21 protein-coding genes are annotated in these 16,318 nt (G+C 68.8%); 8 read left to right on the top strand and 13 right to left on the bottom strand.

The window, feature by feature from the left end; genetic code table 11:
- Window positions 1-83 precede the first annotated feature (83 nt).
- The 13 genes from Z164_RS0109195 to Z164_RS0109135 all read right to left on the bottom strand — a co-directional run bounded on the left by Z164_RS0109195 (window position 84) and on the right by Z164_RS0109135 (window position 9,717).
- Window positions 84-1,517 (bottom strand): site-specific DNA-methyltransferase, encoded by a 1,434-nt coding sequence (locus Z164_RS0109195; protein ID WP_043689692.1) that lies wholly within the window; start codon window positions 1,515-1,517, stop codon window positions 84-86.
- A gap of 233 nt (window positions 1,518-1,750) precedes the next feature.
- Window positions 1,751-2,188 (bottom strand): DUF6362 family protein, encoded by a 438-nt coding sequence (locus Z164_RS0109190; RefSeq protein WP_024890413.1) that lies wholly within the window; start codon window positions 2,186-2,188, stop codon window positions 1,751-1,753.
- A complete protein-coding gene (locus tag Z164_RS0109185; RefSeq protein ID WP_024890412.1) occupies window positions 2,181-2,390 on the bottom strand; it encodes a hypothetical protein in 210 nt (69 codons plus the stop codon). Before Z164_RS0109185 ends, Z164_RS0109190 begins: the two co-directional genes overlap by 8 nt.
- A gap of 1 nt (window position 2,391) precedes the next feature.
- Entirely contained in the window at window positions 2,392-2,868 is a 477-nt protein-coding gene (locus Z164_RS0109180) for a crossover junction endodeoxyribonuclease RuvC (protein ID WP_024890411.1), read from the bottom strand.
- Window positions 2,869-3,010: 142 nt separating this feature from the next.
- The gene (locus tag Z164_RS0109175) at window positions 3,011-5,281 is read right to left on the bottom strand and encodes a phage/plasmid primase, P4 family (RefSeq protein WP_024890410.1); all 2,271 of its coding nucleotides are present in this window, start codon (window positions 5,279-5,281) and stop codon (window positions 3,011-3,013) included.
- Window positions 5,278-5,487, bottom strand: coding sequence for a hypothetical protein (locus Z164_RS0109170; protein WP_236621781.1), 210 nt, complete (start codon window positions 5,485-5,487; stop codon window positions 5,278-5,280). The genes Z164_RS0109175 and Z164_RS0109170 overlap by 4 nt, the downstream gene beginning before the upstream one ends.
- Before the next feature lie 41 nt (window positions 5,488-5,528).
- A complete protein-coding gene (locus Z164_RS0109165) occupies window positions 5,529-6,275 on the bottom strand; it encodes a hypothetical protein (RefSeq protein WP_024890408.1) in 747 nt (248 codons plus the stop codon).
- Window positions 6,272-6,739, bottom strand: a complete 468-nt coding sequence (locus tag Z164_RS0109160) for a DUF6511 domain-containing protein (protein ID WP_024890407.1) — start codon at window positions 6,737-6,739, stop codon at window positions 6,272-6,274. Before Z164_RS0109160 ends, Z164_RS0109165 begins: the two co-directional genes overlap by 4 nt.
- A gap of 11 nt (window positions 6,740-6,750) precedes the next feature.
- Window positions 6,751-7,374: a hypothetical protein gene (locus tag Z164_RS0109155; protein WP_024890406.1), complete on the bottom strand. Its 624-nt coding sequence runs from the start codon at window positions 7,372-7,374 to the stop codon at window positions 6,751-6,753.
- Window positions 7,375-7,377: 3 nt separating this feature from the next.
- Window positions 7,378-8,196 carry an ATP-binding protein gene (locus tag Z164_RS0109150; RefSeq protein ID WP_024890405.1) on the bottom strand — a complete coding sequence of 273 codons (819 nt, stop codon included), beginning with the start codon at window positions 8,194-8,196 and terminating at the stop codon, window positions 7,378-7,380.
- Window positions 8,196-8,948, bottom strand: coding sequence for a BRO-N domain-containing protein (locus Z164_RS0109145; RefSeq protein ID WP_024890404.1), 753 nt, complete (start codon window positions 8,946-8,948; stop codon window positions 8,196-8,198). Before Z164_RS0109145 ends, Z164_RS0109150 begins: the two co-directional genes overlap by 1 nt.
- Before the next feature lie 3 nt (window positions 8,949-8,951).
- Entirely contained in the window at window positions 8,952-9,431 is a 480-nt protein-coding gene (locus tag Z164_RS0109140) for a hypothetical protein (RefSeq protein WP_024890403.1), read from the bottom strand.
- Between the two features lie 10 nt (window positions 9,432-9,441).
- Window positions 9,442-9,717 (bottom strand): MerR family transcriptional regulator, encoded by a 276-nt coding sequence (locus tag Z164_RS0109135; protein ID WP_024890402.1) that lies wholly within the window; start codon window positions 9,715-9,717, stop codon window positions 9,442-9,444.
- A 228-nt stretch (window positions 9,718-9,945) separates the two neighbouring features.
- Between Z164_RS0109135 and Z164_RS0109130 the strand changes: the two genes are divergently transcribed.
- From Z164_RS0109130 to Z164_RS0109095, 8 genes are all read left to right on the top strand, one after another.
- Entirely contained in the window at window positions 9,946-10,407 is a 462-nt protein-coding gene (locus Z164_RS0109130) for a helix-turn-helix domain-containing protein (protein ID WP_024890401.1), read from the top strand.
- A 4-nt stretch (window positions 10,408-10,411) separates the two neighbouring features.
- Window positions 10,412-10,984 (top strand): PIN domain-containing protein, encoded by a 573-nt coding sequence (locus Z164_RS0109125; protein ID WP_024890400.1) that lies wholly within the window; start codon window positions 10,412-10,414, stop codon window positions 10,982-10,984.
- Between the two features lie 25 nt (window positions 10,985-11,009).
- Window positions 11,010-13,265 (top strand): hypothetical protein, encoded by a 2,256-nt coding sequence (locus tag Z164_RS0109120; RefSeq protein WP_024890399.1) that lies wholly within the window; start codon window positions 11,010-11,012, stop codon window positions 13,263-13,265.
- A 104-nt stretch (window positions 13,266-13,369) separates the two neighbouring features.
- Entirely contained in the window at window positions 13,370-13,561 is a 192-nt protein-coding gene (locus tag Z164_RS0109115) for a hypothetical protein (protein ID WP_024890398.1), read from the top strand.
- Window positions 13,561-14,004: a DUF2924 domain-containing protein gene (locus tag Z164_RS0109110; RefSeq protein ID WP_019562251.1), complete on the top strand. Its 444-nt coding sequence runs from the start codon at window positions 13,561-13,563 to the stop codon at window positions 14,002-14,004. The genes Z164_RS0109115 and Z164_RS0109110 overlap by 1 nt, the downstream gene beginning before the upstream one ends.
- A complete protein-coding gene (locus Z164_RS0109105) occupies window positions 14,004-15,383 on the top strand; it encodes a recombinase family protein (protein WP_024890397.1) in 1,380 nt (459 codons plus the stop codon). Before Z164_RS0109110 ends, Z164_RS0109105 begins: the two co-directional genes overlap by 1 nt.
- The gene (locus tag Z164_RS0109100; RefSeq protein ID WP_024890396.1) at window positions 15,380-15,763 is read left to right on the top strand and encodes a hypothetical protein; all 384 of its coding nucleotides are present in this window, start codon (window positions 15,380-15,382) and stop codon (window positions 15,761-15,763) included. Before Z164_RS0109105 ends, Z164_RS0109100 begins: the two co-directional genes overlap by 4 nt.
- Window positions 15,760-16,266 (top strand): hypothetical protein, encoded by a 507-nt coding sequence (locus Z164_RS0109095; RefSeq protein WP_024890395.1) that lies wholly within the window; start codon window positions 15,760-15,762, stop codon window positions 16,264-16,266. The genes Z164_RS0109100 and Z164_RS0109095 overlap by 4 nt, the downstream gene beginning before the upstream one ends.
- Window positions 16,267-16,318 lie beyond the last annotated feature (52 nt).

Here is a 16,318-nt window from a genome sequence, read left to right as displayed (position 1 = left end):
CTCGTCCGAGTGCTGGCGGGCGTTGCGCACGTAGGGCAGTAGCTTGTCGATCGGCCAGTGCTCGATGCGCTCGGCGAACCAGTTCACGCGGCCGCCTCCGCCGTCTCGCCCAAGCGCTCGGCCGAGACCTCGGCGAAGGGCTGGCCGGTGGCCGCGAGCACGGGCTCCATGCCCGGGTGGTGCTGCAGCCAGCGGCGCAGCGCGACGTCGACGTACTCGGGCGCGAGCTCGATGGCGCGGACCCTGCGGTCGGTGAGTTGCCCGGCCAGCAGCGTGGTGCCGCCGCCGGAGAACGGCTCGAAGACGATCTCGCCCACGTCGGTGTAGGCCTCGATGAAGAACTTCGGCAGGCCCAGCGGGAATACGGCCGGATGGTCGATACCATCACCGATGCGGCCGCGCTGGCGCGTCACCTCGACGACGGAATCCGGGATGCGGAACGCCTGCGTGGGCTGTCCGGCGTGGTTCCATTCGCCGACCTTGCCATCCTTGGCGCGCATCGCGGTGGATGACCCATCGGCGCGCAGATGCGTCTCGTGACCGGCCCACTTGCAGGGCACGATCTTGTTCGGCTTGCGCGCCTGGCGGTTGAAGTGGAACACGAACTCGTGGCGCGGCGCGAGGCGCCCGGCCCAGTCGCCGGGCACGGTCACCGACTGATCCCAGACGTACCAGCCGAAGCGGCGCCAGCCCTGAGTGCGCATCCATTCGATCCAGCCGTCCCAGTACGGCTGCCACTCGCCGTCGCGATGGACGAGGCCGAGGTTGACCAGGATTTGCGCGTCCTCGTGCAGCGCGCTGCGGGCGGCGCCGAACACGCCCTGCATGAGCGCGTTCCAGTCAGTGATCCCGCCGGTGGTGTAGTCGCGCTGGTTCGCGTAGGGCGGGCTGGTAAAGAGCAGGTGAGCGCGCTCGCCATTGATGAGGCGCGCGACGGCGGCCGCGTCGCTGCTGTCGGCGCAGAGCAGCCGGTGTTCGCCCAGCAGCCACAAGTCGCCGGGCCGCGTGACCGCAACCGTGGGCGGCGTGACGTCGTCCTCGTCCGCGTCGCCTTCCGGCGCACGCTCGTCCTCATCGGCGGACGGTTCCGTCTCCTCGATGTGGTCGAGCAGGCCTTCGATCTCGGAGGCAGAGAAGCCGGTCAGGTCCAGATCGAAGCCGGCGTCGGCCAACTCCGCGAACTCCAGCGCCAACATGGCCTCATCCCAGCCGGCATCGAGCGCGAGCCGGTTGTCGGCGATCACATAGGCGCGCTTCTGCGCCGGGGTGAGGTGCGCGAGCTCGATCACCGGCACCTCGGTCAGCCCCAGCTTGCGTGCGGCCAGCAGTCGGCCATGGCCGGCGATCACACCATGGTCGCCATCGACCAGGATCGGGTTGGTCCAGCCGAACTCGGCGATGCTGGCGGCGATGCGCGCGACCTGCTCGTCGCTGTGCGTGCGCGGATTGCGGGCGTAGGGAATCAGCGTCTCGACCTTGCGGTACTCGACGTTGAGCGTGGGGCCTGCAAACCGCAAACCGTGCAAACCCCGGTTTGCACTCTGACGCTAGAAAAGCATCGCGCTCGCGCCCCCCGCATAGCTGGGTGCCCAGGAAGGACCCGTGGATGGCTGGACGGCTTGCTTGACCGTCGCCGCTGTCCAGTCCAGACCTTAGCCGAGATACTACCCTCGGACCGGCGGATTTGTTGCACCTGTGCGCACGCCCGGTTTCGCATCCAACCCCAAACCGCGAGCAACCGAGTGCGGCGTTAATCGGCGTTGCGCATGGCTTTGGGAGTGGTGCTTCGTCCTGCCGCTGCGCTGGCACCTTGTTGCGTGGTGTTTAGGTGGTTCGCGACAGTCTGCAACGCCCGCTGCCACCGCCGCCACGCCGTGGTCCGGTCGCAGCCGAAGCGGGCGCAGATGTCGCGCCAGCGGTGGCGCTCGGCGCGCATCCATACCAGGTGGCGTTCCTCTTCCTCCAGCCACAAGACCCAGCGCATGGTCTCGAGCATGCGCTCGATGGCCTCGGGGCTGGGCGGGAAGCGCCGGATCGAGGGTTCGGCCCCCAGCGTCTCCCAGGGCATGCGGCGGATCGCGGGCCAGGTGTTGAAGTAGCCCTGCACGCGCACGGGCGGCAAGCGGTGGGCGGTGATGGCCGCCTCCCGGAAGCGTTCGGCCACCCGCTCGACGGTCCACTCAGCCATGGCGCGCCTCCCGTGCACCGTAGAGCCGCTCGCCGATTCGGCGGATCAACTCGCGTTCCACCCAGTCGAGCCGGTCGTCGTCGAGGCAGACGACGAGCAGGCGTTGCTCGCGCCAGCCGCGGCGTTTGACGGCCTCCACGTCCATCGGCTCGGGCTGCAGGCGCCCCAGCGGGCAGCGGTAGCGAGGGGTCGGAACAATCATCTCAGTCCTCCTGCGCCGCGTCGTGGAGCGGGAGGGCCCAGAGCAACAGCGCCAAGGCGTCGGCCTCGTCGTCGTCCGCCGGGGCGTGGCCCCGCGCACGCACGGCCGCCATCACCGCGTCCTTGCCGGCGTTGCCGCGGCCGGTGGCGTGCTTCTTGATCGTGCCCACCGGCACGCCCTGGTAGGGAATGCCGTGGTGCTCGCACCAGGCCGTGAGCGTGGCGAGGAAGCCGCCGTAGACGTGCGCCGCGTCGGTCGAGACGTGGCGGCGCACTTCCTCGAAGACCAGCGTGTCGATCCCGTCGGCGTGGGCCTTGAGTTCGGTGAGCCAGCGCTTGAAGCGCAGGAAACGCATGCCGCCGCCTTCGAAGCGCTGCGGCTTGAAGGATTGGCTGCCGCTGGTGATTCGGCCCGTGCGGTCGCGCAGCGCCCAGCCGGTGGTGGTGCCCAGGTCGAGGGCAAGCAGGGTGGTGTGCATCGTGTCGGTCCTTGTCAAGGTCCTTGTCAACATGGGGTGACCGAAGGTGACCGCCGTGGGGAATCGTCCTTCCGCCTGTGCGCGCGTACGCGCGTAAAGAGACTCAATCCCCGGGCGGGTCACCTTCGGTCACCGTGGGTGGTCAGTCGTCGCGGTACGGGAGCCGTACGCCGGAGTCCTTGGGCTTGAGCGACAGGCCCGCCAGGGCCTTGACGCCGCCGTGGATGCGCGTGCGCTCGAAGCCGCGGTTGGCCAGTTGCTGCGCGAGCCAGCGGCTTGTGCCCACGTACTCGCCGCGCCGGCCGGCCCAGTCCTGCCAGCGCTGGAACACGTCGGCCACGGCCACGCGGGCCTGCGGGTGGCGCTGCGCCTCTTCGTCCAGGAAGTCGCCGACGGCGTCCTCCTCGTCGAAGTACTCGGCGGTGGCCGACACCACGCTGGCCGGGGGCCGGAGCCCCTCGCGCTGCCAGGCCAGACAGCCCTGCACCGCCCAGGCGAGGATCCCGTCGCGTTCGGCCAGGAGCTTGTCGGTGAGCCCGGCGTCGCGCCGCTCGGGCGGGATGGTCACGGTGAAGGGGATCAGGTGCAGCCGGCGCTTCATCGCCTCGTCCACGTTGCGGATCGCGGGCTTGTGGTTGCCGGCGATGACCAGCTTGAACTGGGGCGTGTACTCGAAGAAGTCCTGGCGCATGAAGCGCGCCGAGACCTTGTCGCCGCCGGTGATGGCCTTGACCTTGGACTCGTTCCAGCGCCGGCCCTGCTCGGTCTCGATGGAGGAGACGAAGCGCGCCCCGCGCAGGCCCGCGAGATCGGTCGGATGCCGGTCGCCGCGCGCCTCCATGAAGGTGTCCATCGGCGCGCTGGTGGCGTAGTCGCCCAGGATCGTGGCCAGGGTGTTCACGAACACCGACTTGCCGTTGGCACCGGTGCCGTAGAGGAAGAACAGCGCGTGCGCCGACGTCGAGCCGGTGAGGCAGTAGCCCACCATGCGCTGCAGGTAGGCCTGCAGGTCGGCATCGCCGCCGGTCACGTCGGCGAGGAACGCCCGCCAGCGGGGACAGTCGCCGCGGGGCGTGGCGGTGGCGAGCTTGGTCATGCGGTCGGCGCGGTCGTGGGGACGCAGCCGCCCGGTGCGCAGGTCGACCACGCCGCCCGGCGTGTTGAGCGCGAACAGATCCGCGTCCCACTCCTGCGAGGTGGAGGCGTGCCGCCGGTCGGTGCGCGCCAGCCGCTCCACGCCGCCGACCGTGCTGCTCGCGGCGAGCTTGGCCGCCAGCCGGTGGGAGTCGGCCTTGAGCGCCGCCTCGCGGCAGATCGCCCGGATGAGGTGGTGCACCAACAGCGTCTCGTCCGCCTGCCAGCGCCGGCCGTCCCACACCAGCCACTTGCCCCAGGCGGCGCAGTAGCGCCAGTCTTCGCTGTAGCGGCTGGTGAAGCTCAGCGCCAGCGCGTCGTCGGTGGCCCAGACGGAAGGCTCCTGCGTGGGCTGCCCAAGTGCTGGCTTGATGCTCATCCGCGGGCCCGAGGCGATGAAGGCGGCGACGTCGAAGCCTTGGCGAAGAGCGTCGGCCGCATCCCACCCCTCGGGCTTGTCGTCGGGCGGCAGCAGCACGTCGCAGGAGGCCGCGCCGGCGGCGAGTGCGGCCTGCGCCGCGGCCATCGCGTAGTCCCAGCCGGGTTTGTCGCGGTCGGGCCAGATCAGCACGGCCTTTCCCGCCAGCGGCGACCAGTCGGTCTTGTCCACGGGCGCATTCGCCCCGTGCATCGCGGTGGTGGCGCACACGCCGGCGTCGATCAAGGCCTGGGCGCATTTCTCGCCCTCGACCAGCACGACCTGGGCGGCGTTGTGGATCCCCGGCTGGTTGTAGAGCGGCCGCGGCTCGGGCGGAGCCATCTTGCGGCGGCGCGCGTCCCAGGGCCGGAACTCCTTCTTGCGCCCAGGCGGGTCGTAGCGGTAGACGACGGCGATGAGGCGCCCTTGTGCGTCGAGGTAGTCCCACTTGGCGGTGGCCGGGCCGAGGTCGTCGATCGGGGCCTTCTTGGCCGCCTTGCGCGGCGGCGCCGTGAGCGCTCGGCCGACGAGGTCCTCGGCCAGGTCGAGGACGCGGGCGAAGTCGCCCTGCACGTCCACGCCGAAGTGAGCGCCGATCAGGTGGAACACATCGCCGCCGTCGCCGGTGGCGCGGTCGGTCCACAGTCCCGCCTTGTCGCCGTCGAGCACGACTTCCAGGCTGTCGCCCGGGCTGCCGAGCACGTCGCCGATGACGAACTTGCCGCGGCGCGTCCGACCGGCGGGAAACAGCGTGGCCAGCACCGACTCCAGCCTCGCGAGCAGGGCGGCGCGAATCGCCTCGCGGCGCGCGGTGGGGTCGGCGTCGGTGGGCGGGGCCGGGCGATCGTTGAAATCGATCATGCGTCGCCCTCCTCGCTGCCATCCGACGCGCGGCGGGCGACGGCTGACGCGTGGTGCGAGGCCCAAGCCTGCAGTTCCGACAGCCGGTAGCGCACCAGCCCACCCAGAAGGTAGTGCGGGATGCGGTGCTTGGCGCGCATCATTGGATCGGCGAACCAGTAGTACGGCAGGCGCAGGCTGGCCGCGGCTTGCTTGGCGTCGATCATGGGCTCGCCAATCGCGCCCGTCGTCGATACGGATCGGGTCCTCATGCCGCGGCCCTCCAGCACCGGTCCTGCCACGGGCACATCCGGCACTCGACATGGGTGGGATCTACGATCCCCCGCGGCAGCAGTTCGCCCGCCTCGGTGGCCGTGATGACCTTCACCGCCCGGTCGGACATGCGCTGCGCCAACGCCGCATCGAACGGCACCAGCTCGGCGTGGATCTCCATGGTGTCGGCGTTCACCGCCGTGAACAGGGCCGGGTGCGCGTGCAGTTCGAGGTAGGCCTGGTAGAGCGCCACTTGCGCGGCGTAGACGGGCTTGGCGACCGCGAGGCGATGTCTCTCCAACTCGCGCCACGATTTGGCGCCCAGGCACTTGTTCTCCCACAGCGCGGGATAGCCGCTGCCGTGGCCGAGATCCGGCCCCGCGACGATGACGCCATCGACGTGGCCCTGCAGGCGCCCGTCCAGCGCCGAGAAGCCGAATTGCTCCCCCGCGTCGTTACGCGTGCGCAGATCGAAGCCCGCGGCACGCAGCCACACGACCATGCAGTCCTCGATGACGTGGCCGCGCTCGAAGACGCGCAGCAGGCGGCCGTCGGTCTCGCGACCCGGATCGACCGGGGCGTCGGCGACCTCGTACTGCAGCGCGCGCTCGCACGCGGCCCCGAGGCGCGAGGCACCGAGGTAGCCGCGCTTGCCCTGTTCGGCGCGGGCACGCTGCATCCCGGCGTCGATCAGCGCCGTGAGCTGACCCGAGAGGCTCGCGGTGGCGTTGAAGTCCATCATGACGTCACCTCCCACGGCAGGTCGTCTTCCAGATCGGCGAAGGGATCGGACACCGGGTGCTTCAGCCCGCGCACCGGCGGGTACTTGGTCGCCTCGTGGTGCTCGACCATCGCTTCCGTGTAGCAGGTGACGATGGCGTCGATCACCCGCAGGGCCTCGGCCTCGGAGTACGCACCGAGGGGCTTGTCGAAGCCGATGCTTTCTGCCGCCGCACCGAAGGCCTTGAGGCACTTCCTCATCGCGGCGAGTTCGACGTCAGACGGATCGATCATCGCGACCTCCCCGAGGGGTGGACGTCCATCCCGCACCCGCAGCCAGTTGCCGTAGAGCGCATGAAACGCCTGCTGGCAGCGCCGCGAGCAGAACACCCAGTCGATCGGATAGCGCCGGGCGTCGCCCACCGGATGCCGAAGGTCCGAGTGGCCGTAGCCGCGCGCCTGTCGTTTGCAGACCCAACACTTCACCGGCCCTCCTCTCACTGCGCCCAGGCGGGCTTGCCCGGCATGGCGGGGCGTTGCGGGGCGGGCATCGCAAGCGGTGGCGTGGCCGCGGCTGGCGCGCCGGAGGAACCGCCGCCGTGGTGGGTCTTGGGCGGCAACCCCATCAGCCGCGCATAGTCCGGGTGGTCGGGCTCGACGGCGTTTCGGATGACGTTCTTCAACTCGCCGCGGCCGTTCTTCTCGACGTCGATGCGGGCGAGGAACTCGATGCCATCGAGTTCGTGGAAGCCCTGGATGCGCCGCGCGGCGGCGGCCTGCGGCCCGTTGTCCTGGGGATGGACGTTGCGGGCGCTGTTGAGGATCGCGCGCACGAAGCTGCGGCCCATCTGACCCCAGGCCGGGCCCTTCGGGGAATGCAGGCCGATGTTGCTCCAGAGCTTGCGCCGGGCGTACTCGCCCTCCAGCACCACGAACTCGGCCGCCAGATACACCGAGCCGGACTCGTTGCTCTGCGTGGCGTAGCCGCCGGTCCAGCCTTGGGCCGGGTCATCGAAGCCCCCGGGCTTGAGCGTCATGCGCACGCGGGCGAGCGTGCCCTTGGGGATGAGGTCGAAACTGGGCTGCTGCTGCGCGTCGTTGAAATCGCACCAATCGGTCATGGCTTACTCCTTGGATGTCGGGATTCGAGTGGCAGCGGCGCACTTGTCGATCAGCGCGCGCAGGTTCGGCGGCTCCAGCAACTCGAGCTGGCCGGAGCGGTCCTTGGCCGGGACGCCGTAGGGGTTCAGCGTGTGGCAGACGAAGGCGCGGTAGGACGAGCCGTCCTCCGCCTTGATCTCGGCCAAGGTGACCACCTCGTCGACGATGCCGGGCAGTTCCGCCGCGGTCTTGGCGCCCTCGATCTGCGGCACGAAGACCTTGCGGTTGAAGTCGTCCAGGCGCTCGTCGAGGATGGCCACGAACACCACGTGCTTGCCGCGCGCGTGCTGCAGGTGGGTCAGCGCCCCGATGAGTTCCGAGCCGAGCAGGCCGTAGGCGCCCCGGGTGTCGGGCTTGCCGGTGCGCTCGCTGTAGGCCTGCGGCTGGGTCTTGGCCCAGACGAGCGCCAGGCGCGCGAGTACCGTGATCGAGTCGACGAAGTAGGTGTCGTACTTGGCGAGTTGACCGGGATCGCCGTAGCGCTCGCACACATGCCGGTAGTGCGCCTCGGAGAACGGCGCGTCGGCGGGCAGCGCCGGGTTCGGGCCGGCGAGGAACACCACGAGATCGCGGAACTCCGGCCAGGTGCTCGGGCGCACGCAGTCGCCGCGCCAGTCCTTGACGGCCAAGTCGCCAGCCTCGAGGTCGACGAACAGGGTCGATCCTTCCGGCAGCGTCTTGAGCTGGCTGGTCTTGCCGATGCCGCTCTTGCCTAGAAGCACGAGCTTCACGCCCTGCTTCTCGCGCAGCCGCTGGTCGGCGGTGATGATGGGGAGGGCCATCACGCCACCTCCTTCAGCCGCTCCGCGACCGCCGGGTTCCAGAGGATCTGGTAGCCGCTGTGCCCGTTGCGCGAGTACGGCATGGCTTCGGTCAGTTCCCACTCGTCCCGCTCGTTGCGCAACTGCAGGCCGTGCGCGGCCAGACGCTGGTTGGTGGCCTTGGCCGACAGGCCGAGCAGCCTGCCGAGATGGGTGGCGTTGAGCGAGCAGATCGCCTCGTTCGCGGCAGTGTCCCTGGCAGGAAGGGCGCGGCGCAGCGTCTCGACCGCCAGCCCCGTGTTCTCCTGGATGCAGGTGAGCGTGGCCGCCATCGCGATCCCGGGTTTGACCCCCGGCACCTTGGCCACGGCCTCGCCGATCAGCAGCAGAGCGGCGACGCGGTCCTGGGTGGGTGCCGGCAGGGTCGGGCGTGCACTTGGCGCCGTGTAGCTGCCCGTCTTGCGGATCGCCGGCAGCACCTCGTGTGTCACCCAGCGCTTGAAGTGCTTGGCCTCGCGCTTGCGGCTACCCAGCACCAGGCTGTAGAGGCCGGGCTCGTTGACGACGTTGACCTGGTCATTGCCGCGCGAGATGCCCTGAATTGAGATCAGGGCTTGCTCGTCAGGGTCCAGTCGCGCCAGGGCGCGGGTGGTGTTCGGCAGTTCAAGAACCGCGCACACATCCACCGCGACGAACCACGGTTCGCCTTGGGCATCCGTGACGACCCGGACCGGACGGCCTTCGAAATCAAACGGGATCAGTTCGGTGCTCATGGATCACTCCTCCGAGACGAGGGCCAGCCGGAACGTGGGCTTGCCGGGCTTGACGGTGCGGGCGGCCTCGAACCCGGCGCGCAGTGCCGGCGGCCAGTTGGAGAAGCGCGATTCCGAGACGGAGTACTCGACGTCCAGGTAGTCCTCGACCTTCTCGCCGGCGGCGGCGATGCGCCGGGCGATGGCGGCCAGTTGCGCCTGGTCCCAGGACACGCGCTTCGGGGTTTCGACCGTGACGCGCAGCGCACCGTCCCTCAGGTGCACGACGCCGAAGTCCTTGCCCGCCTCGAGGCGTGCAGCGCGCGCCTGCTCGCCGTAGGCGGCCTCCAGCGCGGCGTCGAACTTCGCGCGGGCCTGCTTGAGCCAGGCGAGCGCTTCGTCCAGGTTGCGGCTGATCTCCGCCTTCTGGGCAGGCGGCAGCGCGGCCAGCTGGCCGACGGACATCGCGGCGATGTCGGCGGGGTAGAGGGTGAGGTCGCTCATGGCCGCCGCCTCACTGGTATGCCCGTGCGAAGGTCGAGTAGCGCGAGACGCGCCGCTCGAAGGCCTCGACGTCACTGATCAGGTAGGTGACGCGCGAGCCGAGCTTGCAGAAGACCGGGCCGAGTTGTTCCTGGCGCCAACGGCGCAGGGTGTGGACGGACAACCGCCAGCGAGCGGCGAGTTCGAACTCGTTCAGAGCGATGGGGGTCGCATCCGGTGCCGATGCCGGGCGGGCGTCCCGGCCGGATTGAACACCGGATTGAACAGGTGCAGCGAGGATTTGCATGGCGAGGCTCCTTGTGTTTGGGAGCCTCTATTCCATGGGCCGGGGCTTTGGGCTTGGGCGCGAGTCTTTTAGGCGATGGCGCCGATGGGCCGCCCCCGCCCGGCCGGTAGTCGCTCGCCTAAGTCATTGATGCAACAGAATATCCGCTGCACATTTCGTTTATTGCGATTTCGTTTGTTTCGGTTATACTGCCCCTTGCTGCGAATCACCCCCTGCCTGGAGAGCCCCATGACGACCCCCGCCATCCCCAAGGCGCTGCCCTCGGCCGAGGACGTCGCGCTCGCCCGGGAGTCCGGGCGCGTGCTCTCGACGGTGCTGCAAACGCGCGCCGAGACCCAGCAGATCGACTTCCACGACGACAAGGGCGCGGTGCGCTCAGTGACGCTGCCGACCACGGCGCTGCGGTTGCTGCTGGACGTGCTGACCGAGATCGGCCAGGGCAATGCCGTCACCGTCATCCCCATCCACGCCGAGCTGACCACGCAGGAAGCGGCGGACCTGCTCAACGTCTCGCGGCCCTTCCTCGTGCAGTTGCTGGAAAAAGGCGAGATCCCGTTCCACAAGATCGGCACGCATCGTCGGGTGCGTTACCAGGACGTGATCGCCTACAAGCACCGGATCGATGCCGAGCGCCGCAAGGCCCTCGACGAACTGGCCGCGCAGGCCCAGGAACTCGGCATGGGGTACTGAGCGGATGAGCTCGCACTTCACCGTCGTCTACGACGCCTGCGTGCTCTATCCCGCGCCCCTGCGCGATCTGTTGATGCATCTGGCGCTGTCGGACCTGTACCGGGCGCGCTGGAGCGACAGGATTCACGACGAGTGGATGCGCAACGTGCTGGCCAGCCGTCCCGATCTGACTGCCGAGCAACTCGAGCGCACGCGGCGGCTGATGAACGCCCACGTCCGCGACTGCCTGGTCACCGGCTTCGAGTACCTGATTCCCTCGATCGAGTTGCCCGACCCCAGCGACCGCCATGTGGTGGCGGCCGCCATCCACGCCGGCGCCAGCCTCATCGTGACCTTCAACCTCAAGGACTTCCCGCCCGAGGCGCTCAAGCCCTACAACCTCGCGGCGCAGCATCCGGACGACTTCATCGTCGATCTGCTGGATCTGCACCCGGCCGGCGTGCTCGAAGCAGTCGCCCGCCACCGCCGCAGTCTGAAGAACCCGCCCAAGTCGGCGGACGACTACCTGGACACCCTGCTGGCGCAGGGGCTGACGCAATCGGTGGCGGTGATGCGCCCATGGGTCATGGCCATGTGAGGCACCGCGCTGTATCGGAGGGAGCATGGGCAAGAAGACCCTGACCAACGCACACTGTCTGCTGGAGCTGGTCGAGCGCGTGCCGGCATCAGTCCTCAAGCTGTTCGCCGGCCTGCCCGAGTGCCTGGGACTGCAGCGCGGGTTTGATTGGACGCAGCCCGACGAGGGGCTGAGCGCTGCCCTCATCGAGCACATCAAGCACCTGCGCAAGGAGCAGCGCGATCCGGCCGAGCGCGAAGCTTTGCGGGTGCTGCGCCTGAGCACCGTGCGCGGGGCCGCCATCCTCGCCACCGTCGCCGAGCAGCTCTACGACGAGGACCTGCTCGCACGGTTTCGTGCGCAAGAAGGCGGCGAGGTCGGTCGCGCGGTGTGGATGCGCACGCACAGCGAGGCCTCGATCAAGCTCTTCGACACTGCCGAGTCCATCGTCAACACCCAGGACCTGAAGGGGCTCAAACGCCTGCACGACGCGTTCGACGTGCCTGGCGAGGCGCCGCCCTTCCTGTGGAACGATGAGGTCAAGGACCGGCTGGAAGCGCAACTCACCGAGGCGATGCGGCTGGCCGAGCCCTGCGAGGTCATCCACGTGGCCATGGAGGAGCCGAACCGGCAAGGCCAGACCCAGGCGACACACTACCTCGTGGTGCGTTTCGCCGGCGATCAGGTGGCCGCGGTGGAGATGCGCAACCGCCAGCGCAAGAGCTTCTTCTACTTCCCGGCGCGCGACGCCACCCTCATCTACGCGCCTCATCGTGGGCTCGTCGAAGTCTTTGCCCCGACGCTGGGCACCCGTGCGCCGCTGGCCAACGTGCTGTCCCGGCACGGCTTCAAGGCCCCCTTGTCGAACCGTCCGCTGGACCGCTCGCGCTACGACCTGTCGCGCTTTGCGCGGCCACTGAAGGACACCAAGCCGCGCATCGACGGGGGCCGCATCGAGCGGCTGTATCTGACCGAAGCCAAGGCTTTGCTTGGGCATGCCACGGACGCCGTCACGCTGCACATCGACAGCGGCGCAGAACTGCACGAGGTGATCGACGAGCGCTGGGGCAACCACCCCTTCGCGCAGCCTGGTGCCTTGCTCGGTGTGACCCTGGTGGCCGAACTGGTGTTCGAGGGGGAGACGGCGGCCACCCCGCTGGCCATCGTGCTGGCCGAGCCCGGTCGCTGCAGCCTGGCTGGCGAGAAAGACCACCGCCTGCGCCGCGCCGGGATGCAACTGCTCGAGGCCCTGGGGGTGCGCAAACCGCTGCACCCGGGCTGCGGGCGGGACGATCCGAGCCTGATCGCGCAGGTGGCCCGGCTTCTGGAGAGCGCCAGCAGCCCGATGGACGGCTTCGCACTGCATAAGCTCGGCATCGACATCGAGCGGCTGCAGGACGAAGGCATCCTCATCGAAGGCGAGCGCATCGCCGAGCTGTCGGTCCCCGTCGACGAAGGCGAGCCGATGAAGGTGGTGCTCGAACGCTGCGCCGATGCCGACACCGTGCGCTACCGCGATCCTCTGACGGGCAACGACGTGGTCATGCCGGCCCGTCTCGCCCGGCGCTGGAAGGTGCAGCTGGACTGGTTGCGCGAGGAATTGATCACGGCGCTGGGATCGGCCTTGAAAGGACCCCGCAGTCGGCACTTCGACGACGAGCCGGTGTTCCTTGGCGAGATCGACATCGACGGCCATGCCGTGGCGCTGTACTTCGCCTCCAGGATGTCCCACGAGCGCGCGTACGCGAAGGTCGACGCTGCGTTGAGGCTTCGTCCGCGCCCGGTGGCAGGCGTGGTGTTGACGACGACCTCGACGCCGCTGCCATTCGCCGGCACCAACGTCGTCATTCCCATCGAGGATGTGCTCGCCGATGCGGGCACCGGCAGCGCCATCGACCTGGACCGGCTGAAGGTGGCCTATCGCCACGGGCAACTGGCGGCCATGGGCGGGTCGACGGTGACGCTCAAGGTCGCCCCCGATGGTCACGCGGCGACGCTGTACCTTCCGGGCAAGGCGCCGTGGCGGGTCACGGGCAAAGCAAGGATCGCCGTCTTGCAGCGGCTGGTGGAGGCCTGGGCCGCAGGAACGCCCCACGTCAACACGAAGGCGCTGATGGCCGGCACGGGCTGCACGTCTCCGGCCAACCTCTTCACCGGCAAGCACTCGCCCTGGCGCGACTATCTCGAAAGGGTCCCAGGCACGCGGGCGTGGCAGCTGAAGCTGACCCCACTCGATCGAGTGATCGTCGATGACAGCGACACGCGCAGCGCTGCGATCGAAGCAGTCACCGAAGACTTCTGACCGCCCTTGAGGCGTCAGCGCGCCGCGCCGATTGATCGGCGTTGCGATCCGCTTCGGAAATCTGCGCACATCATCCCTGGCGGTTTCGATTCCCTGGAGCCGTCATGAGAAACCTCGAACTTGCATCTCCGGCAGAGATGAGCGCCAGCGCCCGTGCTGGCGAAATCACCACCATCCTTGCGGCCGCCATCGTCCGTACCCTCGGGTCTTCCGGGCTGGAACAGAGCGCGGTTCGCCTTGGCTTCTTGCCCGACCAGCGCGTTCATACAACCCCCTCTCAACAGGAGAAGTTGTGATGAACGAGAAACAAGCTTCCGTCGCGGCGCGGATCGCCGAGCTGAGTCACCTGCCGATGGCCGAACTCTGGGTGCTCTGGGATCGGTACTTCGAGCGGCGCCCGGAGTTTCCGAACCGCACCCATGTCGAATCCCGTATCGCCTACAAGCTGCAGGAAGAAGCCTTCGGCGGACTCGCACCCGAAACGCGCCAGCGCCTTGAGGCCATCGGCGCGAAGCACTCCAAGATCAAACTGCGCGCGCGCCCGCGCAAGTTCGACTTCGCACCGGGCACCGTGCTGCTACGCGAATGGGGCGAGCGCGAGCACCGGGTGACGGTTGACGCCGATGGTCACTTCGAATACGAAGGCCGCCGCTTCAAGAGCCTGACCGCCGTGGCGCGGCACATCACCGGCCAGCATTGGAGCGGCCCGCTGTTCTTCGGCCTGAAGGGAGGCGCCTGATGACGGAAATCGCCTCCACCAAGGCGCGCAAGCGCTGTGCGGTCTACTGCCGAGTGTCGTCGGACGAGCGGCTCGACCAGGAGTTCAACTCCATCGACGCGCAGAAGGAAGCGGGCCACGCCTTCATCGCCAGCCAAAGGAGCGAGGGGTGGATCTCTGTCGCCGACGACTACGACGACCCCGGCTACTCCGGCGGCAACACCGAGCGCCCGGCCTTGAAGCGCCTGATGGCCGATATCCAGCGCGGGCTGATCGACATCGTGGTGGTCTACAAGATCGACCGCCTGACGAGGAGCCTCGCCGACTTCTCCAAGATGGTCGAGGTGTTCGAGCGCCACGGCGTGTCCTTCGTCTCGGTCACGCAGCAGTTCAACACCACGACCTCGATGGGGCGGCTCACGCTCAACATCCTGCTGTCCTTCGCCCAGTTCGAGCGCGAGGTCACGGGCGAGCGCATCCGCGACAAGATCGCCGCGGCCAAGAAGAAGGGGCTGTGGATGGGCGGCGTGCCCACCATCGGCTACGACGTGGTCAACCGCCAGTTGGTGGTCAACCCCGCCGAGGCGGCGGTGGTGCGCCGCATCTTCGAGGAGATGTTGACCATTGGCTCACCCACGCAGATCGCAGCGCGCCTGACCGCCGAGGGCATCACGACCAAGGCGTGGACGACGCAGGACGGGCGCGTTCGCACCGGCACGCGCATCGACAAGAAGTACATCCACAAGGTGCTGCGCAACCGCATATACCTCGGGGAGTTGTCGAACCGGGGCCAGTGGTACCCCGGCGTGCACGAGCCGATCATCGAACGCCAGCTGTGGGATCAGGTTCACGCGGTGCTGGCCCGCGACAGCCACGCGCGGTCGGTGGAGACCAAGATCCGCTCGCGCAACGATGCGCTGCTGCGCGGGCTGCTGTACGCGCCGACGGGCGATCGCATGTACCCCACGTACTCGCGCAAGAACGGCCGCAAGTACCAGTACTACGTCTCCAAGTCCGAGAGCCGCTTCGGCGCGCCGGGCAAGAGCTACGAGCGTCTGCCCGCCCGCGAGATCGAGGCGGCGGTCGTGGCCCAGATCCGCACCGTGCTGACCAGCCCCGAATCCATCGCCGCCGTCGTGCGCCACATCCAACGCCAGGGCGCGCCGATCGACGAGGCCACGGTCGTGATGGCGATGGGGCGCCTCAACGACGTGTGGGATCAGCTCTTCCCGGTCGAGCAGCACCGCATCGCCAACCTGATGATCGAGCGCATCGATCTCGTCCACACCGACGAGATGCAGGGCATCCGGGTGAAGTGGCGCGAACTGGGCTGGGACGCCTTGATCGGCGAGTTCGCGCCCAGGAGCATCGGCGCCGAGCTGCTGGAGGTCGAGGCATGAAGGACGGGACGCTCGAGACCTTCGTGCCGCTGACCCTGCGGCGGCGCGGCGTGCGCCGGCTGGTTCAGCACCAGGCCGAGGACCGGGACGCGCACGACAGCACGCTCATCGAAGGGATGGCACGGGCCTTCCACTGGCAACGGCTGCTAGACAGCGGCGCGATGCCCAGCGGCTCGGCCATCGCGCGTGCCGAAGGGCTGCACCACTCGGTGGTCAACGAGCTGCTGCGCCTGACGCTGCTCGCGCCCGACATCGTCGAGCTGCTGATGGCCGGGCGGCAGCCACGCCGGATGAGCCTGATCTGGTTCCAGCGCCACCCGCTGCCGGTGGACTGGGCGGCCCAGCGCGAGATCGTGCGGCGCTTCGAGGAGAAAGCGTGAGCACGAAGCACCGGGGACGCATCGAGGGAGCGCCGGTCACCCAGAAACTGCCGACGCCGGCGGGCGGCGTGAAACTGGAAACCTTCGTGCCCTGGCGGCTGGTGCAGCGCGGCATCCGGCGCGCGGTGATCGCGCCGCCCGGCGCACCGAAAGGTGTGGAGGTTCACTCGACGTGGGCCGGCCCGGCGCGCACCGAAGCCAAGGACACGGCGTTGTTGCGTGCGCTTGGGCTGGCGCACCACTGGCAGCGGCTGCTCCATGAGGGGCGGGCGGCGTCGGTGGTGGAGATCGCGCAGGCCGAGCAAATCGACATCACCCAAGTGCGCCGCCTGCTGCGCTTGACCTTGCTGGCGCCGACGGTGATCGAGACCTTGCTGCGCGAACCGCAGCATCGCCTCGACCCGGTGCTGCGCCAGCCATGGGCGACGTTGTGGCAGGATCAATGTAGTCAGCTTAAGCGGCTTCATCGTCGGGGCGCGCTCGAGGAATCTTCCAGGCGATGAGCACTTGCGGATCCGAACTCGCCGTACTTCACATGCGCAAGATCACCGGACC

The organism is Luteimonas huabeiensis HB2 (genome assembly GCF_000559025.1).
GTDB lineage: Bacteria > Pseudomonadota > Gammaproteobacteria > Xanthomonadales > Xanthomonadaceae > Luteimonas > Luteimonas huabeiensis.
Note: the sequence above shows the minus strand (reverse complement) of the source record. Positions and strands in the feature narration are given on the sequence as shown.

Coding starts and splice junctions, on each gene's coding strand:
- Z164_RS0109135 (WP_024890402.1), bottom strand. CDS start 9,717: ATGCAAATCCTCGCTGCACCTGTTCAATCCGGTGTTCAATCCGGCCGG.
- Z164_RS0109125 (WP_024890400.1), top strand. CDS start 10,412: ATGAGCTCGCACTTCACCGTCGTCTACGACGCCTGCGTGCTCTATCCC.
- Z164_RS0109165 (WP_024890408.1), bottom strand. CDS start 6,275: ATGATGGACTTCAACGCCACCGCGAGCCTCTCGGGTCAGCTCACGGCG.
- Z164_RS0109120 (WP_024890399.1), top strand. CDS start 11,010: ATGGGCAAGAAGACCCTGACCAACGCACACTGTCTGCTGGAGCTGGTC.
- Z164_RS0109150 (WP_024890405.1), bottom strand. CDS start 8,196: ATGGCCCTCCCCATCATCACCGCCGACCAGCGGCTGCGCGAGAAGCAG.
- Z164_RS0109190 (WP_024890413.1), bottom strand. CDS start 2,188: ATGGCTGAGTGGACCGTCGAGCGGGTGGCCGAACGCTTCCGGGAGGCG.
- Z164_RS0109100 (WP_024890396.1), top strand. CDS start 15,380: ATGAAGGACGGGACGCTCGAGACCTTCGTGCCGCTGACCCTGCGGCGG.
- Z164_RS0109115 (WP_024890398.1), top strand. CDS start 13,370: ATGAGAAACCTCGAACTTGCATCTCCGGCAGAGATGAGCGCCAGCGCC.
- Z164_RS0109180 (WP_024890411.1), bottom strand. CDS start 2,868: ATGCACACCACCCTGCTTGCCCTCGACCTGGGCACCACCACCGGCTGG.
- Z164_RS0109145 (WP_024890404.1), bottom strand. CDS start 8,948: ATGAGCACCGAACTGATCCCGTTTGATTTCGAAGGCCGTCCGGTCCGG.
- Z164_RS0109185 (WP_024890412.1), bottom strand. CDS start 2,390: ATGATTGTTCCGACCCCTCGCTACCGCTGCCCGCTGGGGCGCCTGCAG.
- Z164_RS0109105 (WP_024890397.1), top strand. CDS start 14,004: ATGACGGAAATCGCCTCCACCAAGGCGCGCAAGCGCTGTGCGGTCTAC.
- Z164_RS0109170 (WP_236621781.1), bottom strand. CDS start 5,487: ATGATCGACGCCAAGCAAGCCGCGGCCAGCCTGCGCCTGCCGTACTAC.
- Z164_RS0109130 (WP_024890401.1), top strand. CDS start 9,946: ATGACGACCCCCGCCATCCCCAAGGCGCTGCCCTCGGCCGAGGACGTC.
- Z164_RS0109175 (WP_024890410.1), bottom strand. CDS start 5,281: ATGATCGATTTCAACGATCGCCCGGCCCCGCCCACCGACGCCGACCCC.
- Z164_RS0109155 (WP_024890406.1), bottom strand. CDS start 7,374: ATGACCGATTGGTGCGATTTCAACGACGCGCAGCAGCAGCCCAGTTTC.
- Z164_RS0109140 (WP_024890403.1), bottom strand. CDS start 9,431: ATGAGCGACCTCACCCTCTACCCCGCCGACATCGCCGCGATGTCCGTC.
- Z164_RS0109110 (WP_019562251.1), top strand. CDS start 13,561: ATGAACGAGAAACAAGCTTCCGTCGCGGCGCGGATCGCCGAGCTGAGT.